The 25,157-nt window shown below is 45.4% G+C and carries 25 protein-coding genes and 1 riboswitch; of the genes, 7 read left to right on the top strand and 18 right to left on the bottom strand.

Features of this window, described 5'->3' with window-relative positions; genetic code table 11:
* The first annotated feature begins 305 nt into the window (after positions 1-305).
* Positions 306-911, top strand: coding sequence for a cob(I)yrinic acid a,c-diamide adenosyltransferase (gene cobO / locus FKN88_RS10750; protein ID WP_154170605.1), 606 nt, complete (start codon positions 306-308; stop codon positions 909-911).
* 79 nt (positions 912-990) lie between these two features.
* Here the strand turns inward: cobO and FKN88_RS10745 are convergent, their stop codons facing one another.
* The 3 genes from FKN88_RS10745 to apbC all read right to left on the bottom strand — a co-directional run bounded on the left by FKN88_RS10745 (position 991) and on the right by apbC (position 5,152).
* Positions 991-3,087 carry an AsmA family protein gene (locus tag FKN88_RS10745; RefSeq protein WP_154170602.1) on the bottom strand — a complete coding sequence of 699 codons (2,097 nt, stop codon included), beginning with the start codon at positions 3,085-3,087 and terminating at the stop codon, positions 991-993.
* An 88-nt stretch (positions 3,088-3,175) separates the two neighbouring features.
* On the bottom strand, positions 3,176-3,817 hold the full coding sequence (gene udk / locus FKN88_RS10740; RefSeq protein WP_072669795.1) for a uridine kinase: 642 nt from the start codon (positions 3,815-3,817) through the stop codon (positions 3,176-3,178).
* Positions 3,818-4,072: 255 nt separating this feature from the next.
* Positions 4,073-5,152, bottom strand: a complete 1,080-nt coding sequence (apbC, locus tag FKN88_RS10735) for an iron-sulfur cluster carrier protein ApbC (RefSeq protein ID WP_158144853.1) — start codon at positions 5,150-5,152, stop codon at positions 4,073-4,075.
* Positions 5,153-5,310: 158 nt separating this feature from the next.
* On the opposite strand from apbC, the gene metG reads away from it, so the two are divergent.
* Complete coding sequence (gene metG / locus FKN88_RS10730) at positions 5,311-7,377, top strand: methionine--tRNA ligase (protein ID WP_154170600.1); 2,067 nt, start codon at positions 5,311-5,313, stop codon at positions 7,375-7,377.
* A 316-nt stretch (positions 7,378-7,693) separates the two neighbouring features.
* Complete coding sequence (locus tag FKN88_RS10725) at positions 7,694-8,500, top strand: hypothetical protein (RefSeq protein ID WP_154170598.1); 807 nt, start codon at positions 7,694-7,696, stop codon at positions 8,498-8,500.
* An 84-nt stretch (positions 8,501-8,584) separates the two neighbouring features.
* Here FKN88_RS10725 and udp read toward each other — a convergent pair whose 3' ends face one another.
* The 8 genes from udp to moaA form a co-directional block, all read right to left on the bottom strand.
* Positions 8,585-9,346: a uridine phosphorylase gene (udp, locus tag FKN88_RS10720; RefSeq protein WP_154170596.1), complete on the bottom strand. Its 762-nt coding sequence runs from the start codon at positions 9,344-9,346 to the stop codon at positions 8,585-8,587.
* A gap of 220 nt (positions 9,347-9,566) precedes the next feature.
* Positions 9,567-11,858: a zinc/cadmium/mercury/lead-transporting ATPase gene (locus FKN88_RS10715; RefSeq protein WP_306687495.1), complete on the bottom strand. Its 2,292-nt coding sequence runs from the start codon at positions 11,856-11,858 to the stop codon at positions 9,567-9,569.
* A gap of 306 nt (positions 11,859-12,164) precedes the next feature.
* Positions 12,165-12,581, bottom strand: coding sequence for a CBS domain-containing protein (locus FKN88_RS10710; RefSeq protein WP_154170594.1), 417 nt, complete (start codon positions 12,579-12,581; stop codon positions 12,165-12,167).
* A 280-nt stretch (positions 12,582-12,861) separates the two neighbouring features.
* Positions 12,862-13,311 carry a molybdopterin synthase catalytic subunit MoaE gene (gene moaE, locus FKN88_RS10705; RefSeq protein WP_154170592.1) on the bottom strand — a complete coding sequence of 150 codons (450 nt, stop codon included), beginning with the start codon at positions 13,309-13,311 and terminating at the stop codon, positions 12,862-12,864.
* Positions 13,312-13,316: 5 nt separating this feature from the next.
* Positions 13,317-13,562 (bottom strand): molybdopterin synthase sulfur carrier subunit, encoded by a 246-nt coding sequence (gene moaD, locus FKN88_RS10700; RefSeq protein ID WP_154170590.1) that lies wholly within the window; start codon positions 13,560-13,562, stop codon positions 13,317-13,319.
* A complete protein-coding gene (moaC, locus tag FKN88_RS10695) occupies positions 13,559-14,038 on the bottom strand; it encodes a cyclic pyranopterin monophosphate synthase MoaC (RefSeq protein WP_072669801.1) in 480 nt (159 codons plus the stop codon). Before moaC ends, moaD begins: the two co-directional genes overlap by 4 nt.
* 9 nt (positions 14,039-14,047) lie before the next feature.
* Positions 14,048-14,560 carry a molybdenum cofactor biosynthesis protein B gene (gene moaB / locus FKN88_RS10690; RefSeq protein WP_154170588.1) on the bottom strand — a complete coding sequence of 171 codons (513 nt, stop codon included), beginning with the start codon at positions 14,558-14,560 and terminating at the stop codon, positions 14,048-14,050.
* A gap of 39 nt (positions 14,561-14,599) precedes the next feature.
* Complete coding sequence (moaA, locus tag FKN88_RS10685; RefSeq protein WP_217517074.1) at positions 14,600-15,589, bottom strand: GTP 3',8-cyclase MoaA; 990 nt, start codon at positions 15,587-15,589, stop codon at positions 14,600-14,602.
* Positions 15,578-15,731: riboswitch (molybdenum cofactor riboswitch) on the bottom strand. It overlaps the preceding gene by 12 nt.
* Before the next feature lie 180 nt (positions 15,732-15,911).
* On the opposite strand from moaA, the gene FKN88_RS10680 reads away from it, so the two are divergent.
* Positions 15,912-16,802, top strand: coding sequence for a YvcK family protein (locus tag FKN88_RS10680; RefSeq protein ID WP_154170584.1), 891 nt, complete (start codon positions 15,912-15,914; stop codon positions 16,800-16,802).
* A 112-nt stretch (positions 16,803-16,914) separates the two neighbouring features.
* Here FKN88_RS10680 and FKN88_RS10675 read toward each other — a convergent pair whose 3' ends face one another.
* Together FKN88_RS10675 and FKN88_RS10670 are read right to left on the bottom strand one after the other, a co-directional pair.
* Positions 16,915-17,886 carry a lytic transglycosylase domain-containing protein gene (locus FKN88_RS10675; RefSeq protein WP_040904182.1) on the bottom strand — a complete coding sequence of 324 codons (972 nt, stop codon included), beginning with the start codon at positions 17,884-17,886 and terminating at the stop codon, positions 16,915-16,917.
* Positions 17,887-17,906: 20 nt separating this feature from the next.
* The gene (locus FKN88_RS10670; protein ID WP_040904181.1) at positions 17,907-18,197 is read right to left on the bottom strand and encodes a YcgL domain-containing protein; all 291 of its coding nucleotides are present in this window, start codon (positions 18,195-18,197) and stop codon (positions 17,907-17,909) included.
* A 299-nt stretch (positions 18,198-18,496) separates the two neighbouring features.
* Between FKN88_RS10670 and minC the strand changes: the two genes are divergently transcribed.
* The 3 genes from minC to minE are packed head-to-tail and all read left to right on the top strand — an operon-like array spanning position 18,497 to position 20,263.
* On the top strand, positions 18,497-19,159 hold the full coding sequence (gene minC / locus FKN88_RS10665; protein WP_154170582.1) for a septum site-determining protein MinC: 663 nt from the start codon (positions 18,497-18,499) through the stop codon (positions 19,157-19,159).
* Positions 19,160-19,180: 21 nt separating this feature from the next.
* On the top strand, positions 19,181-19,993 hold the full coding sequence (gene minD, locus FKN88_RS10660; protein WP_004394872.1) for a septum site-determining protein MinD: 813 nt from the start codon (positions 19,181-19,183) through the stop codon (positions 19,991-19,993).
* A gap of 6 nt (positions 19,994-19,999) precedes the next feature.
* Positions 20,000-20,263, top strand: a complete 264-nt coding sequence (gene minE, locus FKN88_RS10655) for a cell division topological specificity factor MinE (RefSeq protein ID WP_004394871.1) — start codon at positions 20,000-20,002, stop codon at positions 20,261-20,263.
* Positions 20,264-20,363: 100 nt separating this feature from the next.
* On the opposite strand, the gene rnd is transcribed toward minE, so the two are convergent.
* The 5 genes from rnd to FKN88_RS10630 form a co-directional block, all read right to left on the bottom strand.
* Positions 20,364-21,482, bottom strand: a complete 1,119-nt coding sequence (rnd, locus tag FKN88_RS10650) for a ribonuclease D (protein ID WP_154170580.1) — start codon at positions 21,480-21,482, stop codon at positions 20,364-20,366.
* A gap of 97 nt (positions 21,483-21,579) precedes the next feature.
* Positions 21,580-23,277, bottom strand: a complete 1,698-nt coding sequence (fadD, locus tag FKN88_RS10645; RefSeq protein WP_154170578.1) for a long-chain-fatty-acid--CoA ligase FadD — start codon at positions 23,275-23,277, stop codon at positions 21,580-21,582.
* A 110-nt stretch (positions 23,278-23,387) separates the two neighbouring features.
* Entirely contained in the window at positions 23,388-24,245 is an 858-nt protein-coding gene (locus FKN88_RS10640; RefSeq protein WP_154170576.1) for an alpha/beta fold hydrolase, read from the bottom strand.
* The gene (locus FKN88_RS10635) at positions 24,245-24,802 is read right to left on the bottom strand and encodes a Slp family lipoprotein (RefSeq protein ID WP_158138727.1); all 558 of its coding nucleotides are present in this window, start codon (positions 24,800-24,802) and stop codon (positions 24,245-24,247) included. The genes FKN88_RS10640 and FKN88_RS10635 overlap by 1 nt, the downstream gene beginning before the upstream one ends.
* Positions 24,803-24,817: 15 nt before the next feature.
* Positions 24,818-25,126: a chromosome partitioning protein ParA gene (locus tag FKN88_RS10630; RefSeq protein ID WP_154170574.1), complete on the bottom strand. Its 309-nt coding sequence runs from the start codon at positions 25,124-25,126 to the stop codon at positions 24,818-24,820.
* Positions 25,127-25,157: the final 31 nt, after the last annotated feature.

Below are 25,157 nucleotides of genomic sequence, written 5' to 3'. Positions count from 1 at the left end.
CAAAAGCCTCAGTCTTTGATTGGCAAGCAAAGGAGTTCATTGAATCGTTATTGTTGTTACTTTTTTACCATAGTGCTCCTCAGCCCGTTCTGCCACTGATTTTAAAAAATCTTCTTAAACTCTGTAATTCCTCAACTATTTATGAAAACGATGAATTTGTTAATTACAAAAACATCCAACGATTTCAAAATGCTTTGTATTAGCCACTATCACGGTAACGAACAGGATGAATGCTTTCGGTAGAAAGCGATGAAAGACTTACGCTATGATGTGGTTCATTATTTTTCTAAAAAGAGCTCAACATAATGTCTAGTGAAAACATCAAGCAACAGCGTCATCAACAACGCCAACAAAAAGTAAAAGAACAGGTTGATGCTCGGATTGCCAATGCTCAGCAAGAAAAAGGCCTATTGCTGGTGATCACTGGCAATGGTAAAGGCAAAAGTACATCAGGCTTTGGCACCATTGCACGCGCCGTCGGCCACGGTAAACAGTGTGCTGTTGCACAATTTATCAAAGGCACATGGGAAAACGGGGAACGTAATTTACTTGAAAAACTCGGTGTCGAGTTCCAAGTCATGGCGACAGGCTTTACATGGGATACGCAAAATAAACAAACCGATACCGAAGCCGCTCAACAAGTATGGCAAGAGTGTCGACGCATGCTCAGCGATGACTCCTTAGATGTCTTACTATTTGACGAGCTGACTTATATGGTGAGCTATGGCTATCTTGATCTTGATGAAGTGGTTGAAGCGTTACAACAACGTCCCCCGATGCAATCCGTGATCATCACGGGACGTGGCGCTCATCGAACACTGATTGAGATCGCAGATACCGTCTCTGAAGTCAAAAATATCAAGCATGCCTTTGATTCCGGCGTCAAAGCCCTAAAAGGCGTCGATTGGTAGTCGTGGATCACCCAATAAAAAAGCTGGAGTTATCCAGCTTTTTAGACATCGATGAGCCTTTAACTCAAGGTTACCACGCTTAACGTCGCAATAGCCCTCTCAAGGCCTCCACCGCTTGTTTCGCTTCTTCACCTTTCACTTTATCACCGAGCTTCTCAATACCGCGGTCAATCTCCTTTTGCGCTCTTTGCTTCAGCAGATCATCAAACACCAATCGGTATCTTGGTTCAGTCCATTGGCCAGAAATATGAATCGGGATAGTCACGTCTCGCAACTCGTCGATATCTTTACCGCCTTGCCCTTTCAGCGTTCCAACAATCGATGTGCGAACCACAAAATCAACCGTTTCGTTTAAGTAATTGGCTTTACCTTCACCGCGAATTCGTAATAACGGCGATTGCATCGCTAAATTATTGGTCGACACTTCACCCTTATTCAGTTGCAGCGTCGCCGTCAGCGCACTAAAGTCAGTTTGCTTCACTGCCTCAGATTCATCTAACGTTTGCCCTCTCAAGCGAGCATGATTGGTGCGAATTAATTGAGCAACGTTAATGCCATTGACAGCACCATCAGCGAAGTTAATCGTGACCGTTCCCAGCAAGTTTTTCTGAATACCGCTTGGGGTTAAGCTACGACCTTGCACATCTACTGTAATGTTACCCGTTCCCTGTAGTAAGTCATTGTCCGCCACATCAATCAATAATGGCTGAACTTGCACACCAGTGATGGTTTTTTTAACCTGATAGGTTGCGGGTGTTTTTCGTGCATCAACCTTGGCGCTGGCTTGGATCTTACCCTGATAAAGCTCTGCCGTTAGCGTATTAAGATCGATCACACCTCGGTTAACAGCAAAACGAGTATGTACACGCTCAAGCTTGGCATTGCCCGCTTTAAACCGATCAATGGCTATCTCTCCGGCCACATCTAAGTTTTGTAAAGCTGATAAATCTGGTTCAACCTCTACTGGTGGCGAAGTGGGTGCATTCACCGCAGGCTGGGCAGCAGAGTCTGGCGTCGCTTGATCGAGCCCTAAAAATTCATCGAGATCAATCGCAGGGCTATGCAATTGAAAACGGATTTTAGGTATATCCGCCAAATGAATGTTCGCTTTTCCAGATAACGCTATTGCGTTGGCCATTAACCTATCTAACACTACATCCAGCGTACTGTTGGTCACATCAAACACGATGCGAGACGCCATTTCTACCTGCATCGGTGATTGTGGTAAAGCGGCACCTTGTAATGTCGAATTCAGAAGTAACTTATCCAACGAAACAGTACTGATCGCCGCATCAACCTGCAACTGTGCTTGGCCGCTAACGTCAAATGCCATGTCGGCTGCGTTACCTTTCACAGCAAAAGTCAGCGCATTGTCTTGATCAAATTCAAAGGTCGCGAGCTTAAGTTGTAAAGCATCTATCTGTACCGATGGATCTTCAAGCGTACTATTAAGCGTAATATTGCGTAGAGCATACTGTTTAAAGTCTGCAGACAGTTTTATCTCCGCCTTCCCGTGTACACTAAACTGTTGTTGGTTCGTACTTCCTTTGGCCGAAAAATCCACGCTGGTCCAACGATCGGCAGCAAATTCTGACACCGTAAGATCAACGTCATATAAGGTACTGTGTGTGCCCGTTTGCTGATCAAGTATCTCTAATCGTGCCTGACTAACAGTCACGCCAGCGAGGCTCAGAGTCCAAGGTTGATCGGCGGTTGTTTCTGGCTGGCTAGATGGAGACTCAGTCAACGCCTCCTCCACCTGTGCGGATGATTTTTGGTTTTGTGCTTGAGTCAAGCTCTCTAAGTTAGAACGGCCATCCAACAACGTTTCTAGATAAAATTCGGCTCCTTCAAGGCGAACATTACCAATATGCAGTTGATGACGAAAAAGTGGCATGACCGCGATATCAATCCCAACACGATCGACTTTAAATAGGTTATTTTGAGTAAATCCGTCAGGATTTCTTAACTCGGTTTTACCAAGTTCGAAACCAATCGCCGGAAAGAACTGCCAGCTGATATCGCCTTCAATGACTAGCTCAAGGCCCGTTTGTTGTTTGGTTTGTTCAATGATCAGAGGTTTAAATTGATTCGGATTGACGAAAACCACTAACGCGACCACTGCCGCGATAACCATCACCAGCAACGCCGCAATGAATAGGGACAGTTTTTTCATCTGCTTTTTCCTTGCTTGACGAAAATAAAAAAGTGGCCTCTAAGGTGCCACTTTAATCGGAAAAGATAAAGTCAACGATCGGTAAATTTTACGATTTGAGCAATTTTGCGATATGAGCTTTCAAGACATCAATCGCAATGCGGTTTTTACCACCACGTGGAACAATAATATCGGCGTACTGTTTAGAGGGTTCGATAAACTGCATAAACATCGGGCGAACGGTTTTTTGGTACTGTTTTAATACCGATTCCATAGTACGTCCACGCTCTTCGACATCACGCTTGACTCGACGTAACAAACAGATATCGAGCGGTGTGTCCATAAAAATAGTCGCATGCATTAAATCACGCAGACGAGGATCGGTCAGAAGTAAAATCCCCTCCAAAATGATCACTTTTTTCGGTGTCATGGTACTGGTATTAGCGGTGCGCGTATGCTCACTGTAACTGTATTCAGGAACTTCAACCGCTTCGCCGCGAACTAAAGCTTGCAGATGATCGCAGAGTAAATCGTGATCCAGGGCATTAGGATGGTCATAATTGGTTTTGACACGTTCGTCCATGCTCAGGTGGCTTTGGTCTTTGTAATAGCAATCTTCCGTGATCACACCGATTTGATGGTCGCCTACTTTCGCGCGCAGTTCATTATAAATAGTACTGGCAATAAGGCTTTTCCCAGAAGCAGAAGCGCCAGCAATACCGACGATGACGCATTGATTATTATCAGACATGGTTCAGTGTACCCGATACGTGTATGTGAGGAGATAAGATAAACCGCCTGATTATAGGGAGTTCGTCGGTTAGATACCAGTTCACTCAACGGTAAATATCCGTATTTTCTGACAGTGAATAAAATTAACCCAAAGCAAACGATTACTTCTCTGAACAAAAATAAAGGCAGTGACATTGGTTGCTTAACGTGTTGGCCGAACTGGCGACTGAACGCCGAATAAACTCAACGCGGTCAGTCGCTAAACTCCATTTTGCTATTCACTCACGAACGTCAGATCAATGGTCTGCGGTTTCGCTTTGCCTTGCCAATACAAGCTGGCACAAATCCGCTCGGCGAGCGCATAATATTGTTGGCTATGTTCACTGTCAGGACGAGCAATCACTGTCGGTTTGCCAGCGTCAATATCTTCCCTGAGTGTGACATGCAACGGAATTTGCGCCAGCAATGATAAACCATATTCAGTGGCTAACGTTTGCGCACCACCAACACCAAAAATCGCTTCTTTTTCACCACAATGACGGCAAATGTGATAACTCATATTTTCAATTAATCCCACCACGGGCACGTCAACTTTAGCAAACATTGCCGCCCCTTTTCGTGCATCAGCCAAGGCGAGATCTTGTGGTGTGGTGACAATGACGGCGCCTGTCACTGGAATTTGCTGAGATAACGTTAATTGAATATCGCCGGTACCCGGAGGCATATCCACCACTAAATAGTCTAACTCAGGCCATTCAGTTTCATTAACAAGTTGGGCTAATGCTTTTGATGCCATCGGACCACGCCAAATCGCTGCATCCGCTTTATCCACTAAATAACCTATCGAATGGGTATAAATACCGTGCGCTTTCACTGGCTGCATCCATTTATTATCACGCACACTTGGCTTGGCATCTTGAGTGCCAAACATCATCGGCACCGAGGGACCATAAATGTCCGCATCCAATAAACCAACTTTGGCACCACTGCCCGCTATCGCGAGCGCCAAGTTAGCGGCTGTGGTTGATTTACCCACCCCGCCTTTCGCCGACGTGACGGCAATAATATTTTTCACGCCTTTAACACCATGCGGAACTTTGGTGATCAAGGCCTTAGGTGTAACACTGACTGAATAATCAAAAGCGGCGACGGCTTTCGTTTGCTGCTGATTAGTTATCCAAGTTTGCAACTCTTGGCGCAGAGCGTGAGCAGCAAATGGGATATGAATTGCAAATTGCCCAGATGCCGTTACTTGAACCATACCCGGAGAATGCGCCCAATCACTAATTAAATTGGGGTGAGAAAACTGATTAAGCCAAGAACAAAAATCGTGTTTGGACGTAAATGTGAGCATAAGCCCTCCTTTTTTGTTCATGCTACCACTCAATCTGCCCGCACTGAACCCCAAAAAAGTTAAGGCCTTATCACGACTGACGCCTTGGCGTGAGTAGCTTCATCAGGTAGTATTGAAGGCTATTTTCAATACCTATCAAACATAGCGAATAATTAAGTATGGCAACTGAACCAAGAAACGTTTCTCCAAGGAAACTGCTGGTAACTTGTGCCCTTCCGTACGCTAACGGTTCCATCCACTTAGGTCATATGCTTGAGCATATCCAAGCGGATATTTGGGTGCGCTACCAACGCCTACGCGGCAATATTGTAAATTTCATCTGTGCTGACGACGCTCATGGCACACCTATCATGCTTAAAGCGCAGCAGATGGGTATTACGCCTGAAGAAATGATTGCCGCGGTTAGTGAAGAGCATCAGCAAGATTTCGCTGGGTTTGATATTAGTTTTGATAACTATCACAGCACCCACAGCGAAGAAAACCGCGAGTTAGCTTCGCATATTTATCTTGAGCTGAAAAAAAATGGCTTTATTTCTAGTCGGACCATTTCTCAGTTATTCGATCCTGAAAAACAGATGTTCTTACCGGATCGCTTCGTCAAAGGCACCTGCCCAAAATGTAAGTCAGAAGATCAATACGGCGACAACTGCGACGCTTGCGGCGAAACTTACAGCCCGACGGAACTGATCAATCCTAAATCTGCGGTCTCAGGTGCAACCCCTGTGATGAAAGATTCTGAGCACTTCTTTTTTGACTTGCCACAGTTTGAAAGCATGCTCAAAGAGTGGACTCGTTCTGGCTCGCTGCAAACCGAAACCGCCAATAAAATGCAAGAGTGGTTTGAAGGTGGCTTGCAGCAATGGGATATTTCCCGTGATGCCCCTTACTTTGGTTTTGAAATCCCAGGTGAAAGCAATAAATTCTTTTATGTGTGGCTCGATGCGCCCATTGGTTACATGGGCTCTTTTAAAAATATGTGCAGCAAGCGCAATGATTTAGACTTTGATGAATATTGGCGCAAAGACAGCCAAACCGAGCTGTACCACTTTATTGGTAAAGACATTGTTTACTTCCACAGCCTATTTTGGCCAGCAATGCTTGAAGGCAGTGGGTTCCGTAAACCAACCAATGTTTTTGTGCATGGTTATGTTACGGTTAATGGCGCGAAAATGTCGAAGTCAAAAGGGACGTTTGTCAAAGCGAGTACTTACTTAAAACATTTAGATCCTGAGTGCTTACGTTACTACTACGCGGCAAAACTGAATAGTCGAATCGACGATTTAGATTTAAATCTTGACGACTTCACCCAGCGCGTAAACGCTGATGTGGTCAACAAGATTGTTAACCTAGCTTCACGCAATGCTGGCTTTATCAGTAAGCGTTTTGATAATCAGTTATCAGCAACTTTTGCCGAGCCTGAACTGTACGCTGAGTTTGCCGCGGCGGCTGAACGTATTGCTGAACTTTATGAAACTCGTGAATTTAGTCGCGCAATTCGTGAGATCACCGCACTAGCAGATAAAGCCAACCAATATGTGGATGAAAAAGCGCCTTGGGTTGTCGCCAAACAAGAAGGCCAAGAGCAAGCGCTGCAAGATATTTGTACCGTGGGCATTAACCTATTCCGCGTATTGATGACTTACCTCAAGCCTGTAATGCCAGCGTTAGCTAAGCGGACGGAAGCTTTCCTTAATCAAGAACTGACTTGGGATGGTATTCATACACCACTGACTCGTCATGAGTTGACCCCATTTAAAGCACTGTTTAATCGTATTGACCCTCAGCATGTTGAAGCGATGATTGAAACCTCAAAACAAGAAGCAGCACTGGAAAAAGCCGCGATAGAAAATGCTCAGCCTATTCATCAAGAAACTGAGTTAAGCAAAGATCCCATCGCCGCAGAAATCGAATTTGACGATTTTGCTAAAGTTGATTTACGGATTGCCAAAATCCTCTCTTGTGAAGCGGTGCCAAAGGCCGATAAGTTACTAAAATTCCAGTTGGATATTGGTGGAGAGACACGCCAAGTCTTCTCTGGAATAAAAGCCGCTTACTCGCCTGAAGAGCTGGTCGGTAAATACACCGTGATGGTAGCTAACCTTAAACCACGCAAGATGAAATTTGGTATGTCAGAAGGCATGATCCTCGCTGCAGGCCCTGGCGGTGACCAGTTGTGGATTCTTGAGCCTCATGAAGGTGCACAAGCTGGCATGCGCGTCATGTAACCTATCGGCTTGAATCAAGTCACCGATGATTAGCCCTCTCCGATGAGAGGGCTTTTTTTTGCTTTCGTTCACACTTTTAGCGCAAACTGCACCTTTTTAGTGCATAAACCACACCAGAAAAAATTAACCCATTGATTTATAAAGAATAAAAACCTGGCATTAAGCATGCAATATCCAACTTAGGGGAAAACTCAACCTAGGTGACGTCGTGATATCTGCTCATCAATAGTGATGGCCATTCGGTTAACGCGTACAGCAACCTACATTGAGAAAGGAATCTCTGTTCTGAGCAAACCACATACACAAGGAGTGGATTATGTTTGTCTTTATTTCCATGCTTATCTCTATCACGATTCTTGGCGGATTATTTTTCTTTGCTAAACAGAAAGAATCCAACCTACAACGTAAATATCAACTCTTAGTGGATTTACGCGAGTTACTTTATCTTTGTCGTCAACATCGTCAAGCAACCCATCACAAGTTGATGTTTGGCCAAGATCGTCAGCAAGAAATTAATCATCTTCAATCGGCTATCGATCAGACTTTATCTCATTTGATTGCCCATGCTCACTTTGATAACAAACCGCTGTATCGTATTTTCCAAGCTAAGTTAACCGCCATTCGCCATGAATGGCCGGATTATAGCGTAGCAAGGAACCAAGTCGCTCACGGTAAAGCGATTCGTCATTGTCTATTTTTAATTGACGAAATTGTTCTCGCTTGGTTAGCTGAATCACATCGAGACGACCTGAGTGATGAATATCATATGAATTGGCAACAAGTCATCGATAGTATGGATTCACTGACCCAGTTACGTTTATGTATTGAAGAGATGGGTAGTCAAGAGGGGCGGCTTCGTCTCAGTCATTACAGTGAGCTCATGCGACGAAAACTGAGTCAGCTGGCACTAATAAGCCCTTTATCAATTGCCTCACCGACTTGCTCCGCAGCCATGCACCAACTCAGTGAGCTCCATGACAATCCGCATTTAGAGCTCGATGCGAAGCAGTTTTATCAACTGACTTCTGAATTATCGCTAACGATCGCTCAAGTGTATGACCAAATGCTCTCAGAAGTGACTGAAAGCCTATACTTACCGTTACCTCAACTCGCACTGGCTTAAATCACTGCCCGAGTTCTAAAACTCACATAGCAAAAGCGCCACGATTGTGGCGCTTTTTAATACTAACTCAATCCATGATAGCGATTATTTAAGCATCTTACGCGCTGCTTCAACCACCACTTTAATTGAACGAGCTTCGGTCTCTTTTAAGGTGGCGTGATCTGGGATCTCTTTTTGAGTACGGTTAATAATCACACCCGCTACACAGCCTGCTTTTAAACCAGAGCTAGCACACATGGTTAATAGCGTCGCAGATTCCATCTCAAAGTTCAGCACGCCCATCTCTTGCCACTCTTTCATTGAACCTTGGAAACGGCTAACAACACGACCTGTGAATGTGTCATAACGCTCTTGGCCTGGGTAGAACGTATCGCTTGATGCCGTTACCCCCATGTGAACGGTAGCGCCGCTCTCTTCTGCGGCTGCTTTCATCGCGGTTGCTACTGCAAAATCCGGTACCGCAGGGAATTCCATCGGTGCAAAGTGTAAGCTAGCGCCATCAAGACGTACTGAGCCAGTGGTAACAATCATGTCGCCGACGTTGACGTGTGGTTGAATTGCACCAGTGGTACCAACACGTAAGAAAGAGCGCACACCTAATTGAGCGAGCTCTTCTACCGCAATCGACGTTGATGGACCACCAATACCCGTTGAACAAACCACAACAGATTGACCATCTAACTCAGCGCGATAAAGCGTGTACTCACGGTGACTAGCTAGAAAAACCGGGTTTTCCATTAATTCAGCGATTTTTTGCACACGGGCAGGATCACCAGGGATAATCGCCAAGGTGGCACCATTTAAATCGGCTTGGGTCACTCCTAGGTGAAAGACAGCTTGAGACATAAGTTACTCCTTGATTGCGGCTTGTTCAGCTCATCATTAATTTCGGGTACCTAGTGACTCTATCCCAGTCCCCAACAACATTTAGTGACAAGCATCACAACTACGTCAGCAATAAAATACAGCATTTCAAAGAAAAACGGTTTGCATCACAAAAACGAGCAATCCAAATGCAACTCAACACTATTCGCTCGTGATTCAACTCAAATGACTTCCATTGCTACTAACAACGTGAATCCGCGGCTAATGGCTTAAAACGCAGTAAGCGCAAAGCATTTAGAGTGACCAACGCCGTCGCACCACTATCAGCTAATACTGCCATCCATAAGCCTGTGATACCGAGTAAACTGGTCACCAACAAAATGGCCTTTAAACCCAAAGCTAATGTCACATTTTGTCGAATATTATTCAGCGTAGCGCGAGATAATTCGATCATTCCTGCCAATTCAATGAGTCGATTATGGGTTAATGCTGCGTCCGCCGTCTCTAACGCGACATCGGTACCGCTGCCCATCGCAATACCGATACTGGCCTGCTTCATCGCAGGGGCATCATTAATGCCATCACCTACCATTGCAACCGGTTGAATTTGCGATAATTGTTCGACTGCTTGCACTTTATCCTCAGGCAATAAACTGGCTTGAAAATCCATACCGAGCTTATCGGCGATGGCTGCAGCACTGCGTGGGTTATCACCGGTCAACATGATGCTGTTAATGCCGATTTTTTTCAGTTGTGCAATCGCGGCTTGCGCTTCATCACGTAATGTATCTTGCCAAGCGATAATGCCTATCGGTTGCTTATTTTGCAAAGCAACGGCGACCGTTTTCCCTTGAGCTTCGAGTTGCTCAATGGACTCAGTAATGGAGGCATTAACCCTGACATCGAGCTGAGTTGGCGATAACAGTGAATAGCGTTGACCAGCAACTAAACCTGTAATACCGCGGCCCGGTAACGCTTGTTGCTCAGAGGCTTGGGGAATAGCATAACCTTGAGCTTGCACGTTATCCACTAACGAAGTGGCTAAAGGATGACTAGACCCTTGCTCAATGGCAGCCACTGCAGCTAACCATTGAGATGACGGCAGATCCGTTAAGCTTATCATGTCCGTGACCTGTGGCTTTCCTTGCGTTAGCGTTCCGGTTTTATCAAACGCCATCATGGTCACTCGGCCAAGCTGCTCAAGTGCCGCTCCCCCTTTGATTAAAGCACCGCGTCTTGCTGCCGCGGCTAAACCAGAGGTAATCGCCGCTGGGGTTGAAATCACTAACGCGCAAGGACAAGCAATTAATAATAACGCCAGTCCACGATAGGTCCACGTTTCCCATGGCTGAGAAAACACCAATGGCGGGATGATCACAACCAATAAAGCAATCAGCATCATCAGCGGGGTATACCAACGGCTAAATCGGTCCAAGAACCGCTCCAAAGGCGCTTTACGAGATTCAGCTTGCTCAATCAGATGTAAAATACGGTCAATGGCATTTTGTCCCGGTAATGAAGTGATCTGCACTTGGATCAAACGGTCAACCACTACAGAGCCCGCCGCGAGCGTATCTCCGATTTGCTTTTCAACCGGAATCGGTTCTCCGGTTAATGCACTTTCATCAATACTTGCCACAGGGTCTAACAGCTGTCCATCAGCAGGTAAACGTCCGCCAGGAGCAACCTCAACCCGATCACCGGGTTGCAGATCTTGCACATCAACTAACACTCGCTGGCCGTGTTCTATTTTCGTCGCTTGATCAGGCACCAGCGCCATCAGCGCTTGAACGCCAGAACGTGCCCGTGCAGCAGCAATGCCTTCTAAACGCTCGCCAACTAAAAACAGCAATAACACCATCGCTGCTTCAGCCGTTTCACCAAGATATAAAGCGCCTAACGCCGCAACAGTCATTAAGGTTTCAATCGCAAACGGCGTACCTGACTTTGCCAATTGCCAAGCTTTACGCGCAATCGGAACCAAGCCTAACAAACAGGTTAGTGTAAACATCCACTGCGCTAACTCGCTCGACCATTGAGTCATCAGGGCTGCCACTAGCATCGCTGAACTGATCAAAACCAGGCGTCGATTGTCCGCTTGTGTTAACCATGTTCGGGGGGATGAGTGAGAAGATGCAACTTTAGAGGTCGAGTGCTGAATCTGAAAACCAGCACGACTGACGGCTTGTTCAACCGCCGCAACCGTTGCTGGCTGATTAAACTGTACCACCAATTTTTCTGTCGCAAACAGCACCTTGGCGGTGACAATATCTGGAATTTTCTGTAACGCCGTTTCTATTTTCCGCGCGCACGATGGGCAATCCATCCCCACGACTTGCCAACTACGTTGGTACTGAGCGAGCGAGTCACAAGCACTGTCAGCTAAAGTACCCATGTCTTTAGCCGGTTGAGAACAGCAAGCCACCTCGGGTTGCACTTGATGGGGCGTTGACGCCGCTGAACAACAAGACGCCTGATTATGAGTAGCGTGAGAACCGTGAGTGACATCGCACCCTGAATGCTTAACAGACATCAATCCATCTCCTAATTTGATGATGTGTTAAGCTTACACCTTGGAGCTAACTCCAAGGTCAAGCGGTTTGTTACTCATTCATAAACATACATTGCACGACGAAGTGCCTGAATGTTTGTCCTATACCGAAACGATTTGGAGTTGCCGGTAGACGGCAAGTGAGTAGATCTCCGTGAGCATAGACAAACGGTGTGATTGGGGTGAACGAACACCGCCAACACCACTGCTAGCTTCAAGTAGAATGGGGATATATCCATATCCGCACTAGCATTCTATCGTGAGACTGAAAAGTAGCACTCACGCTGATCAAACCGGATGTTTAAAACTATTCGCTAGGTTTTTACCAATCGCTAACAGCACATTGCGGCGGGTAATGATACCCACTAACTTTCCTTGCTCTATCACCGGATAGACTTTCGGCTTACCAACTTTCATCATATCCGCCAGTTCAATGATTGACGTCTCAGGCGAAACTGACAGCACTTCTTGATGCATGCAGTCACTGACGGTATGAGAGTCATGACAGAAATAACTGGCTTTGACTAATTTATCGAGCAAATCTTGTTCAGAAAGAAAACCAATCACTCTCTTTTGATCATCAATCACTGGTCCACCAAGATGTTCAGAACCACTTACGCGTTCTAAAGCTGCACTGAGTGACATTTCAGGGCTAAAGGTCACCGCTTTGACGGTCATGTAATCTCTTACTTTCAGTGAATCCATTGCTATCTCCTTGGCATCATTGACCATACCATGTCATCAATACTTCTCTGCGCTTAGTAATGGTCATCCCACAATCATTGAATGTACAAGTGCCTAATGACAATCCGAGTCAATTAGGGTGTCTAAGATAAGTGTTGACTAATTTCTTGATTTTACTAGATAGGAAAGCGATTTTTTTGTAACAAAGTGGATTATGCCGCTAAAATTCTAAGCCACAAATCGTCAATCGGGATAGGATGCCCCCAAGTCAGCTAAGCACGGCTAACTTGAGGTTCTTACTTTACCAACGTTTAGCCGCCTGGTGATCGGATTCGCGCGATTCTATCCATCGTTCAGCGCCTGTGGTGCGTTCTTTTTTCCAAAACGGGGCTTGAGTTTTTAAGCTATCCATAATGAATTCACAAGCAGCAAAACTCGCGCCTCGGTGAGCACTCGCGACGCCGACAAACACAATTTGCGCACCAACATCCAAATCACCAACACGATGAATGATACGAACGTGTTGTAAGGGCCAGCGTTGTTGGGCTTGATCACACAGATGGCTGAGCGCTTTTTCAGTCATTCCTGGGTAATGTTCAAGATGTAAACCGATCACGTCATCACCAAGGTTGAGATCACGAACTTTACCGACAAATGTGACAACCGCTCCTGCACTACGGTCTTGCGCTAACGCCGCATACTCATCGGCCAATGAAAAATCAGCCGTTTGTACAGAGACTCTGCTATCCATCTGTTTCACCCGCCAGTGACTGGTGGAAAAAAGGCCACTTCATCGCCCGACTGCAAAGGATGAGTCATTGCCACAATGGTGTGATTAACAGCAACCAGTAACTTATCCGCATCTAACGCTAGTGACCACTTATCGCCTTGCAGCACAAGATGCTGTCTAAGAGCTTCAACGGTTGCAAAATTGGCTGGCATCTCAATCCGATCACAGCCCACCAACTCACGAGTCTGTGCAAAAAAAACAACGTTAATCATCGCGTAGCCTTAAAATGACCGGACTTACCTCCGGTTTTTTCTAATAAACGAACCTGTTCAATGACCATGTCTTTTTGTACCGCTTTACACATATCATAAATAGTCAAAGCGGCGACAGAAGCTGCGGTTAGCGCTTCCATCTCAACACCGGTTTTCCCTGCTAGCTTACACACAGATTCAATCCGTACACAGCTTTCTGCTTCGATAGCTTGTAAATGAACTTCAACTTTAGAAAGCAGCAAAGGGTGGCAAAGAGGAATTAAATCCCACGTTTTTTTAGCGGCTTGAATTCCAGCAATCCGTGCGGTAGCAAACACATCACCTTTGTGGTGCTGCCCAGAAATAATTAATTGAAGAGTTTCTGGTGCCATACGAATATAAGCTTCTGCACGCGCTTCACGCACGCTATCGAGTTTGGCCGATACATCGACCATATTCGCTTCACCGTTGGCATTAATATGGCTAAATTCAGTCATGTTTTTCTGTTACCCAGCGAGATGAGGCATAAAGTTACATGGACGATGACTCGCATCTAATTGCTGCTGGATGATTTTCGTCCATCCAGTACGGCAAGCCCCCGTCGAGCCCGGCATAGCAAATATCACCGTGTGATTGGCAAATCCCGCTAAGGCTCGTGACTGAATCGTTGAAGTACCAATCTCTTCATACGACACCATTCTAAACAGCTCACCAAAGCCCTCGACCTCTTTATCAAAAAGCGGCTTCAGCGCTTCAGGAGTACTATCACGAGCGGTAAAGCCAGTACCACCAGTAATCAAGATGGCTTGAATCGCCTCGTCAGCAATCCACTGTGACACGATGGCGCGAATTTTATATTTATCATCGATCACAATTTGCTTATCCGCCAATAGATGCCCCGCGGCTTGCAATTGCTCAGCTAAATAACCACCAGAGGTATCGTTCTCTTGCGTGCGCGTATCAGATACGGTTAATACCGCGATTGTAGCGGGTTGAAATTTACTTTCTGCATGGCCCATGTCATCACCTTATCTTTTTCATTATCTGTCCCCAAAAGTCTAGCCACCAATGGATGCCAAATGGGGAGTTATACCTGTATTACCATCATGTAAAAAATGACTAACAGACTTATGTTGTAACTGGGTTTGAATACGTTCAATTAACGCTGATTGCTGGCTATCTTCTTGTAATAGATCACGCAATGAAAGACCTTGCTCACCAAACAAACAAAGATGTAGCTTACCTAACGCAGAGATGCGTAGTCGATTGCAACTATGACAAAAGTCTTTCTCGTAAGGCATGATCAAGCCTACTTCACCTTGATAATCAGGATGCCAATAAACCTGAGCAGGTCCATCATGATGCGCTCGCGCTTTCAGTAACCAACCATCGGCAATCAGTTGATTACGCAGGGTGACGCCGGAAAGATGATGACGAGCAAATAAATCATCCATCTCCCCTGTCTGCATCAGTTCAATAAAACGCAGTTGGATCGGCCGATGCTGAATCCACGCCAGAAATTGAGGCATGGTGTGCGCATTAAGATCTTTCATCAGCACCACATTGACTTTGACTTGCGTAAAGCCAACCTCAAAAGCCCGTTCGATTCCCTGCATAACTTGATAAAAACGGTTTTCCCCGGTGATCTGCTGAAACATTCTCGGGTCTAAACTATCGACACTCACATTGATATCGGTCAGTCCTGCCTGCTTCCAAGCCATGACTTGATTAGCCATCCGGTAACCATTGGTGGTTGTAGCGACTTTCTCTACCCCATGCTGACCAGCGACCGTCTGAATAATCTCGGTGAAATCTTTACGTAAACTCGGCTCGCCTCCGGTAATCCTCACTTTAGAGGTACCACAATAAGCAAACGCCTTCACTACGCGCTGAATCTCCGGCAAAGTTAAAAAGGCGGAGTTTTTGGTTCCCGAGGGTCGATAACCATCGGGTAAGCAGTAGGTACACTTAAAATTGCAGACATCAGTTACAGACAGACGTAAATAGTAAAATTTACGCTGGAATTTATCTTCGAATGGTTGCGCCACGGAACACCTTTCCAAATACGGGAGGCAAAAAGGTTTCCCACTTTGCCCTTGTGGCTCAATGCCACTGGCTTAAATGACTTATCTTCAAAGATGTCGAACGAAAAAGACTTAGTACACGTAAGCTCGGAGTTATGGCAACGATAAACGACACTCTCGACGCTTATCGGTTGCAGCGAACGGATAAAATACTTAAATATTGTGTGTGTTTCCAGCTTCTACTGAAAAAAAACGGTTTTGATGCATAAATTGCCGCAAAATGAGTACCATCCGCTTGAGCATTGCTCTAAATTGTAGGCCATCAAAGAACAACTCGAATGATAACATGTCCCTCTATGATGATAAAAAAGTGGTTGCGATTGGCGGCGGCCACGGATTAGGCAGAATACTGGCTGCATTAAAAGTCTTTGGTTCCAATGCAACAGGTATTGTCACCACTACAGATAACGGCGGATCGACCGGGCGTATTCGTCACTGCCAAGGAGGTATCGCTTGGGGAGATACACGCAACTGCATTAATCAATTAATCACAGAACCTTCGATAAGCTCGATGATGTTTGAGTACCGTTTCAAAGGCGCTGGTGAACTGAACGGACATAATCTTGGCAATTTAATGTTAACCGCGTTAGACCATCTATCGGTACGCCCGCTAGAAGCGATTAACTTGATCCGCAACATGCTCAAAGTCGACGTCAATATTGTGCCGATGTCAGAACATCCAGCTGACTTAACCGCCCTATCGGTAGAGGGAAAATGGGTCACAGGGGAAACCAGTGTTGATGAAATGGCCCAAGATCTACTGAGGCTGGATCTTGATCCAGAAGTCCCCGCCACTAAGGAAGGCGTCCAGGCTATCTCTCAAGCGGATGCGATCATTCTCGGTCCGGGCAGTTTTCTCACCAGTATCATGCCACCGCTATTATTACCTGAAATCGGCCAAGCGATCGCAGAGAATACCCGCGCCAAATTGATTTTTGTTGAGAACCTTTCCCCAGAATATGGCCCAGCGGGGCGCATGAGTTTGCAGCAGAAATTAGAATGGTGTGAGCGCGCCTGTGCCGCTCGCCATATTGATGTAGTGATTGGCGCCATTGAGCATCCAGAGCTCAATCATCAATGGAATTGTGTCACACGCGATCTCGCTTCTCCCAATCGTGATTGGCGGCATGATCGCGTCAAGTTACGCAACGCAATTGAAGAACAATTGATCGGCTAAAAGCGACAATCCACTTTTTATCAATTTCATCAATCACCAAGGTACGAGAATAAAAAAGGGCTGTCACAAAACAGCCCTTACCGAGGAGACTAACCACTTTGGTCACTCATGGTTAAAATTTGATCCTATCGGCTAAATGGCTGACCGCAACCGCAAAGTAGTGCGAGCGGTTCCATTTCATCAGCACATTATAATTGTTATACACCAAGTAAATCCGCCCACTTTCATCATCTGGCATAATAAGCCAAGCTTTGATGTCTTCTTTCAACTGTGGCAATGGTTGACCATCATAACGAGTGATACCAAGCTCACTCCACTCGCGCAGTAACTTGCCTTTTTCAGCCTGACGGCCTTCCAAAGCTTTATCAAAATTAGCCGGAATTTTTACCTGACGCCCCCAAGTATAACGATCATCCCAACCGGATTTACTTAGATAATTAGCCGTTGACGCGAAAACATCCGCCTTGGTGCCCCAAATATCTTTTTTACCGTCACCATCACCGTCTGCGGCAAACGCTAAAAAGGAGCTCGGCATAAACTGACATTGTCCCATCGCCCCAGCCCATGAGCCTTTCATTTCATCAACCGTAATATGCCCCTGTTGCAAAATTTGTAAGGCAGCCATGGTTTCCTTACGGAAAAACTCTTCGCGTCGACCATCATAAGCCATCGTTGATAAAGCATCGATAACTGGGAAATTGCCAGTAAAGCTACCGAAGTTACTTTCGACACCCCAAAGCGCAACGATAAAACGCGGCTGAACACCATACTGCTTACCAATACGCTGTAACTCATCATAGTGTTTTTCATACAATGCTTGAGCTTGTTTGACTTTCCAGTCCGGTACCGCACGAGGGATGTATTCATCTAAAGTTAAACGTCTTTCCGGTTGATTACGATCTGCGGTGACCGCTCGAGGACGATACTCCACATTAGCAAACGCTTCTGCCAATATTTGCTCAGAAATGCCTTCTTGACGCGCCTGTTGCTTTAACCCTTCAAGATATTGCTCAAAACTCACCGTATTGGCCAGCAAAGGAGCCGATAGCGTTAACCCTAAAATAACTGACAGTAATTTTCTCAAGATGCCCTCCTCAAGCGATCCTAATCAGCAGTGGCTTGTCTACTTTGTGCTTTCTGCTGTTTATGTATATCCAATAAATTTTCTGTTGGCGGGGGAAGCTGTAAAAAGAATCCCGTTACTTGCAACGCTGTTTTTACCTTATCCACATCCACTCGAGCTAGTTGACGATTGGTCAAGTTGACTAACATGACAAAGATAGGTTTACCAAAGGTCTCGAGCAAAGTGTCAGGAACTTGTGAAAAGTCATCTCTTTTCGGAAGATACAGATAAGTTCCTTCTTTTTTCGAACTTTTATAAATAGAACAAAGCATGCCAACCCTTTTGTATTGTGTTATCTGCGTTATGTGCAGCCAGAGAGAGTATACACCCAAATGACTTGGATATATTTTGAATAACCACAGTGAAAATTGCGAGTAAATCACGCATTTGACCGCAAGATAACTTGCTGTCACTGAGCGCTGAATATAACATGACAGCCATCGTCTTCGACAACGCTAATTATTCTATACCCAAGTAACCTCAAAATAAGTATGCTGCTCTTTTTCGAGTGTTGTGAGCTGATTTGGGTATATAACCAGCGTTACCAACGTTTATTGAGGTCAACGTTATCATGTCTCATACACCTGACCTAAAAGGCAGCAGCTTCACTTTGTCTGTATTGCACCTTGCAGATCATCATGTTGCCAATGCGATCGATTTTCTCAAACAAAAAGCCGATCAAGCCCCCGCTTTTTTTGCTAATGCACCAATTGTACTTAATATTAATAAAGTCGGTGGTGAACTGGATTTTCATGCTCTGAAACAGGGCATTCGTGAAGCGGGTTTTGTCCCGGTTGGCATTACTGGCTGTAAAGATAAACGTTGTCAACGTCAAGCATTCGAAGCTGGCTTTGCCGTCATGACAGCCAGCAATACGCCGGCGAACGCTCCGGCAGCGATGGCCCCGACAAAAGTGATTCATACGCCAGTCCGCTCTGGCCAGCAAGTTTATGCCAAAGATGGCGACTTAGTGATTCTTAGTCATGTAAGCCCAGGCGCAGAAGTCATCGCCGATGGTTCAATCCATATTCATGGTACATTACGTGGGCGAGCCATTGCTGGGGCGAGTGGTCAAAGAGAAGCAAAAATAATTTGTAATGATTTACAAGCCGAGCTGGTGTCTATTGCAGGAAATTACTGGCTAAGCGATCAAATTGACAGTCAGTTTTGGCAAAATAAAGTGATGCTAAGCTTAAACGATGAATCACTGCATTTTGAAAAATTGACAATTTAGATTCGAAAGGAAATTAATTAAATGGCACGCATTATTGTTGTAACGTCAGGAAAAGGCGGAGTGGGTAAAACCACCTCCAGCGCAGCCATTGCCTCAGGGCTGGCGTTGAAAGGTAAAAAAACCGCGGTGATTGATTTTGACATCGGGTTACGTAATCTCGACTTAATTATGGGTTGTGAACGACGGGTAGTGTATGACTTTGTCAACGTCCTCAATGGGGAAGCGACACTGAATCAAGCGCTAATCAAAGATAAACGCAATGAAAACTTATTTATTTTACCGGCTTCACAAACGCGAGATAAAGATGCCCTGACCAAAGAAGGGGTACAGCGTATTCTCAATGAACTAAATGAGATGGAGTTTGAATTTATTATTTGTGACTCTCCAGCAGGCATTGAGCAAGGGGCGCTAATGGCGCTCTATTATGCGGATGAAGCGATTGTCACCACCAACCCTGAAGTCTCTTCTGTGCGTGACTCAGACCGTATCCTCGGTATTTTAGATTCAAAATCACTGCGCGCCGAACAAGGCCTTCCGCCAGTTAAACAGCATTTACTGTTAACTCGTTATAATCCAACACGGGTTAACCAAGGCGAGATGCTCAGTGTTGAAGACGTTGAAGAAATTTTGCATATTCCACTGCTAGGAGTTATCCCTGAGAGTCAAGCCGTATTGAACGCCTCAAACAAAGGCGTACCAGTGATTTTTGATGAACAATCAGATGCCGGCCAAGCCTACGATGATACCGTTGAAAGACTGCTTGGCCAGCAAGTAGAGTTTCGTTTTCTTACTGAGCCGAAAAAAGGCATCTTTAAACGACTTTTTGGAGGCTAAATTAGTATGTCTTTACTTGAGTTTTTCCGCCCACAGAAAAAAAACTCGGCCAGTTTGGCTAAAGAGCGCTTACAAATTATTGTTGCCGAGCGCCGTAGCCAAAGCGATCCTGCGCCAACCTATTTACCACAATTGAAAGAAGACATTCTGAAAGTGATTGCTAAATACGTTGCGATTGATCCATCGATGGTTGAGCTTTCTTTTGAACATAAAGATGACGACATTTCTGTCTTGGAGTTAAACGTAAAACTCCCTGATGAAGAGAAGTAAGCCAGCGCATCAATACTGACACCGCTTTATAGATAGGCCATCCCAACAGAGCAAAGGTTGGGATGACTACTGTCGACTGCCACTTAGTGGCTGATAAACGTTATCCGATCAACTTATTGAGTCGCTCACCGAGTAAAGGTAAACGCCAATTTTGCATTAAGTCTGGCAGGTGATCCGGTTCACGCTGCTGGTTCCAAACCCAGCTCACTAACTGATTTAACTGCTTTTTTGATGCCAAAAACTCACTGGCTAAACCCGAAGTTTGCGATACCACTTTGACTTCATCTTTGAGTTTTTTGAATAGCTGCTTATAGCCAGGGTAATCCATTAACGGCACGATCGCCGCAGGGTAATTCTCTACAGGCGTCTGTTTCGCTTGTTTAACGATCGTTGCTATCGCATCACTGTGACGACGAATCACATGCGGGTCAATCCCCTCTTCTTCCATTCGCTTTGGCGAACTCAGCGCTAAACGGGCAATAGTTAGTAAATCATGTTCACGGATCACAAAGTTCAAAGCTAAATCACGTTTAACCGCCTGTTGATAACGCCAAGTGGCAAGCGGTTTTAAAATGGCTAACTCTTTAGGCTTTAATTGCCAAGCACCTTTGATCTCAAGGTAAGCGAATTGTGCATCAAACACTCGAGTCCGTTTTTCAACTTGCAGTTGTGACTCTTGTAAAACAGCATCCCACCAGCCAGCTTGCGTGACTTTATCGAGTAGCTGTTCATACATCGGCAGTAAATAAAAAACATCCGCGGCGGCATACTCTAGTTGTTTCTCAGACAAAGGCCGCGCAAGCCAATCGGTACGAGACTCGCTTTTATCTAGCTCAACATTGAGTAAATCATTCGCCAAAGCAGCAAAGCCAGTTGATAAGCCATAACCAATAAAGGCCGCCATCAATTGAGTATCCACCATCGGAAATGGTACACAACCCAAGCTGTTGTGGAACACTTCCAGATCTTCTCCGCAGGCATGCAAGACTTTTAAAACGGAAACATCTTGCAGCAGCTCAATAAATGGCGTCATATCCTCCATTGCCAACGGGTCGATCAGCGACAGCGTCTCCCCATCAAATAATTGGATCAAGCCTAATTGCGGAAAGAAAGTCCGAGTACGAACGAATTCAGTGTCGAGCATGACAACGTCTGCTTGACGGGCAAGTGCGCACACTCGCTGTAATTCATGCTGTTGATTAATGATTGTATAATTCACAAATGGCTCACTCTGCCTGTGTTGATTTGGGGGCGCTAAGATAAAAAAATGCCGACGAGAATGGTCGGCATTGTAACATTAAAACGCTATTGCGCACTTAAGCACATTTCGACTTTTCTGCCAATTGCGCATCGTTTTCTTCGCGTAGTACGCGACGTAAAATCTTACCGACGTTAGTCTTAGGCAGCTCTTCTCTGAACTCAATCAGTTTAGGAATTTTATAACCCGTCAAATGCTTACGACAGTGAGTAATAATTTCTTCTTTCGTTAAACTTGGGTCGCGTTTAACCACATAAATTTTAACGACTTCACCAGAGACTTCATGCGCTTGACCAATCGCCGCCACCTCTAGCACTTTACCATGTAGTGCAACAACATCTTCTATTTCATTCGGGTAGACGTTAAATCCAGACACAAGAATCATGTCTTTTTTACGGTCAACGATGTAGATCATACCCTCTTCATCAAAGCGCACAATATCCCCTGTCGACAACCAGCCATCTTCATTAATCACTTCTTTGGTGGCTTCAGGTCGCTGCCAATAGCCATGCATCACCTGTGGGCCACGCACTTGAAGTTCGCCGGTTTGATCATTGGCAACGACGTTCCCTTCATCATCAACCATACGAACTTCAGTCGAAGGCACGGGTAAACCAATCGCGCCAGAGTAATCAGACAAGTCATAAGGGTTACCAGTGACCAAAGGTGAACATTCCGTTAAACCATAACCTTCGAGTAAATGGATACCGGTGATCTTTTTCCATTTTTCAGCCACTGCGCGTTGTACGGCCATACCACCGCCAACCGATAATTGGAGATGACTAAAATCCAGTTCATGAAAATCTTCATTATTGACCAACGCATTAAACAGCGTGTTGACACCAGTGATCGCCGTGAATGGGTATTTTTGTAGCTCTTTGATAAAGCCGGGGATATCACGTGGGTTGGTGATCAGTAGATTACGCCCTCCCATTTCGATAAACAGTAGACAGTTTACCGTGAGTGCAAACACGTGATAAAGCGGCAATGCCGTTACCACTAACTCACGTCCTTCACGTAAAACCGGACCATATGCGCCCTTGGCTTGCAATACGTTAGCGACCATGTTGCGATGAGTCAAAATCGCGCCTTTCGCTACCCCCGTTGTCCCACCGGTATACTGTAGAAACGCAATGTCTTCACCGGACATAAAAGGCTTAACGTATTGTAAACGACGGCCCTTATGCAGTGCTTTACGCATTGATATGGCTCCCGGTAAATCATATTTAGGAACCATACCTTTGACATACTTGACCACAAAATCAACCAAGGTCCCTTTGGCGCGAGGTAACATTTGCCCAAGACTGGTCAAGATGACATGCTTAACTTGAGTGTTCGCGACTATTTGCTCTAGCGTATTCGCAAAATTGGAGACAATAACGATCGCACGAGCATCGGCATCATTTAATTGATGCTCTAATTCACGCGGGGTATATAACGGGTTGACATTAACCGCGATCATCCCCGCTCGTAATACCCCAAATAAAGCCACGGGATATTGCAATAGATTTGGCATCATCAGCGCTACTCTATCGCCCTTTTTAAGCTTTAGCTCATTTTGTAAATAAGCGGCAAATGCTCGACTGCGCTCTTCCAACTTACGAAAAGTCATTACCGACCCCATATTCATGAATGCGGGTTGGTCAGCGTATTTATGGACAGATTGTTCGAACATTTCGACCAATGATAAATATTGATCGGGATTAATCGTTTCTGGTACGTCAGTGGGATAACGTGAGAGCCAAGGTTTATCCACAGTAATACTCCTCGTAATTGGCTGGCATAATCAAGATTATCTTTGTTATAAAAATGATCACTATTACAGCACAGCCGGAGCGCTTGAGCACGAAAGACCCAAACACTTGTTTAAATTTTGTTAACTAAGCCAAGAATTAGTTCCGCGACCAATAAAGGTTGTTGAAGATGGCAATGATGCCCACCGGCGACGATCGATGATTGACTAGGCTGTCCTATATAATCAGTCAGATCCGTTTGCAATGAAGCAAACCCTTGATCTCCTAAAATAACATGATGTGGACAGACAATATTGTTCATCACCGCTTGAGCGTGTTGCGGAGTTTGCCGATACAATGAATCGCACAATAACTTATTATCATGACGCCACTGCCACTGAGTGCCCACGTGATGAAGACCTCGTCTCACCACCGGTTCAATCAATTCAGCAGGCAGTTGATTCACCCGAGCACGATGCTCAATCGCTTCCTCGACGCTATAGTAATAGCGGGTGGGCTTGCGCCTCACTCGTTGCCGACTCAACACCCCTTGACGTAATCGTTGGACACTATCCACCGGATCTTCCGCTAAGGGTAAAAAACCTTCAATTTGCACTAATCCTGCGACTTGTTCAGGAAAGGCGGCACTATAACAACTTGCGATTAAAGCACCAAGCGAATGCCCTACTAGCACCAGTCTGTTTGGCGAAAGATTGTGCAACACTTGATAAACATCATCGATATAATCATGAAAGGAGTAATAATTCGCCGCAGGTTTATGGCTTGATAAACCATGCCCAGGCAAATCAATGGCACAAAAATGCCCTTCAGGAGCAAGCTGCTGGAGAAATGAAATAACACGAATAAAGCTGGCGGCATTGTCTAACCAGCCATGTAAAAAAAGGACACTGTAGTCAGATTGCCGTACGTCACCTACCGTTAACCCAGCAATTTCACCATGAGCAATAGTAAAAGTTTCGCTGCGGAGCATCACTTCACTTCTTGGATCACTCGGCCACTACGTGGAAAGTCCTCAACGTGACGGCAATAGAAACTCCGACATGGGAAGACATAAGGCGTAATGTCATCAATAACGACGCGCTCTTCCACTCGCCATAAATGAGAGCCTCGTACCTTCATCACTGGAAACGTATACTCAAACTCACCTACGGTGCCCGTTTCTGGTTGAGCTGTGGTGCCAATAAAAGTCACTAGTCGACCTTGACCATAAGCAATCGGGTCGACAAAACCATCAATATAGCCAATAAAACGACCTTGGGGCTCATCCGTTAATAGCGGCTTACCGGCCTTATCTATCGGTAAATTGACCACTTCAATACGAGTTCTATCGACCAAATTTGTTACCTGAGCGATAACACCGCCTAAACGTACCTCATTAACGGTATCGCTGGGTTGAGTCAGCCACTGATGATAATCGGTGATCAGCGCATCGTTATCAGTCGCTAGCGTAGGGGGGAGTGACGAACACGCCGTCAATAAGCTAAGTAAAGTACAAGCAGGTAAGAATAACCAACGGTTGGATAACATAGAAAGCCCCCTTAATTAGATATACAGATCGACACCGAGCATTTGTGTAAGTTCCTCTTTCTTAGCATGATTCATAATATCTAAATATTCTTCCATTGCCTTACGCGCTCGTCCTTCGGGTAAATCATAGTGCAGTTGCGCGCGGTGAATATCTGCCGAATCCATTTGGCGTATTGAATGAGCAACCGCCTCGGCGACTTTGCTGGTTGAAGCCGCCGAAGATGAAGACTGAGAGACTTGATTTTTCTTCGCTTTTGACGCCCGTTGAGTATTGGTAATGCGTCCTGGCGGCAAACCATTGAGTGAACCATTAATTGCGACCATAATGCTCCTTATCTACCTTCACGGGCAGGAG

The sequence above is a fragment of the Vibrio sp. 2017_1457_13 genome, assembly GCF_030851525.1.
Lineage (GTDB): Bacteria > Pseudomonadota > Gammaproteobacteria > Enterobacterales > Vibrionaceae > Vibrio > Vibrio metschnikovii.
The sequence above is the reverse complement of the archived record's forward strand: the minus strand, read 5'-3'. Positions and strand labels throughout refer to the sequence as shown.

What these genes read in the sequence shown, in the direction of transcription:
- FKN88_RS10640 (WP_154170576.1), bottom strand. Translation starts at nt 24,245, where the DNA reads ATGCTCCGCAGCGAAACTTTTACTATTGCTCATGGTGAAATTGCTGGG.
- FKN88_RS10745 (WP_154170602.1), bottom strand. Translation starts at nt 3,087, where the DNA reads ATGAAAAAACTGTCCCTATTCATTGCGGCGTTGCTGGTGATGGTTATC.
- moaC (WP_072669801.1), bottom strand. Translation starts at nt 14,038, where the DNA reads ATGACTGAATTTAGCCATATTAATGCCAACGGTGAAGCGAATATGGTC.
- apbC (WP_158144853.1), bottom strand. Translation starts at nt 5,152, where the DNA reads ATGCTCACATTTACGTCCAAACACGATTTTTGTTCTTGGCTTAATCAG.
- udk (WP_072669795.1), bottom strand. Translation starts at nt 3,817, where the DNA reads ATGTCTGATAATAATCAATGCGTCATCGTCGGTATTGCTGGCGCTTCT.
- FKN88_RS10635 (WP_158138727.1), bottom strand. Translation starts at nt 24,802, where the DNA reads ATGTTATCCAACCGTTGGTTATTCTTACCTGCTTGTACTTTACTTAGC.
- minE (WP_004394871.1), top strand. Translation starts at nt 20,000, where the DNA reads ATGTCTTTACTTGAGTTTTTCCGCCCACAGAAAAAAAACTCGGCCAGT.
- moaD (WP_154170590.1), bottom strand. Translation starts at nt 13,562, where the DNA reads ATGATTAACGTTGTTTTTTTTGCACAGACTCGTGAGTTGGTGGGCTGT.
- udp (WP_154170596.1), bottom strand. Translation starts at nt 9,346, where the DNA reads ATGTCTCAAGCTGTCTTTCACCTAGGAGTGACCCAAGCCGATTTAAAT.
- FKN88_RS10680 (WP_154170584.1), top strand. Translation starts at nt 15,912, where the DNA reads ATGTCCCTCTATGATGATAAAAAAGTGGTTGCGATTGGCGGCGGCCAC.
- FKN88_RS10715 (WP_306687495.1), bottom strand. Translation starts at nt 11,858, where the DNA reads ATGTCTGTTAAGCATTCAGGGTGCGATGTCACTCACGGTTCTCACGCT.
- moaB (WP_154170588.1), bottom strand. Translation starts at nt 14,560, where the DNA reads ATGGGCCATGCAGAAAGTAAATTTCAACCCGCTACAATCGCGGTATTA.
- FKN88_RS10710 (WP_154170594.1), bottom strand. Translation starts at nt 12,581, where the DNA reads ATGGATTCACTGAAAGTAAGAGATTACATGACCGTCAAAGCGGTGACC.
- FKN88_RS10670 (WP_040904181.1), bottom strand. Translation starts at nt 18,197, where the DNA reads ATGCTTTGTTCTATTTATAAAAGTTCGAAAAAAGAAGGAACTTATCTG.
- minD (WP_004394872.1), top strand. Translation starts at nt 19,181, where the DNA reads ATGGCACGCATTATTGTTGTAACGTCAGGAAAAGGCGGAGTGGGTAAA.
- FKN88_RS10725 (WP_154170598.1), top strand. Translation starts at nt 7,694, where the DNA reads ATGTTTGTCTTTATTTCCATGCTTATCTCTATCACGATTCTTGGCGGA.
- minC (WP_154170582.1), top strand. Translation starts at nt 18,497, where the DNA reads ATGTCTCATACACCTGACCTAAAAGGCAGCAGCTTCACTTTGTCTGTA.
- metG (WP_154170600.1), top strand. Translation starts at nt 5,311, where the DNA reads ATGGCAACTGAACCAAGAAACGTTTCTCCAAGGAAACTGCTGGTAACT.
- cobO (WP_154170605.1), top strand. Translation starts at nt 306, where the DNA reads ATGTCTAGTGAAAACATCAAGCAACAGCGTCATCAACAACGCCAACAA.
- FKN88_RS10630 (WP_154170574.1), bottom strand. Translation starts at nt 25,126, where the DNA reads ATGGTCGCAATTAATGGTTCACTCAATGGTTTGCCGCCAGGACGCATT.
- moaE (WP_154170592.1), bottom strand. Translation starts at nt 13,311, where the DNA reads ATGGATAGCAGAGTCTCTGTACAAACGGCTGATTTTTCATTGGCCGAT.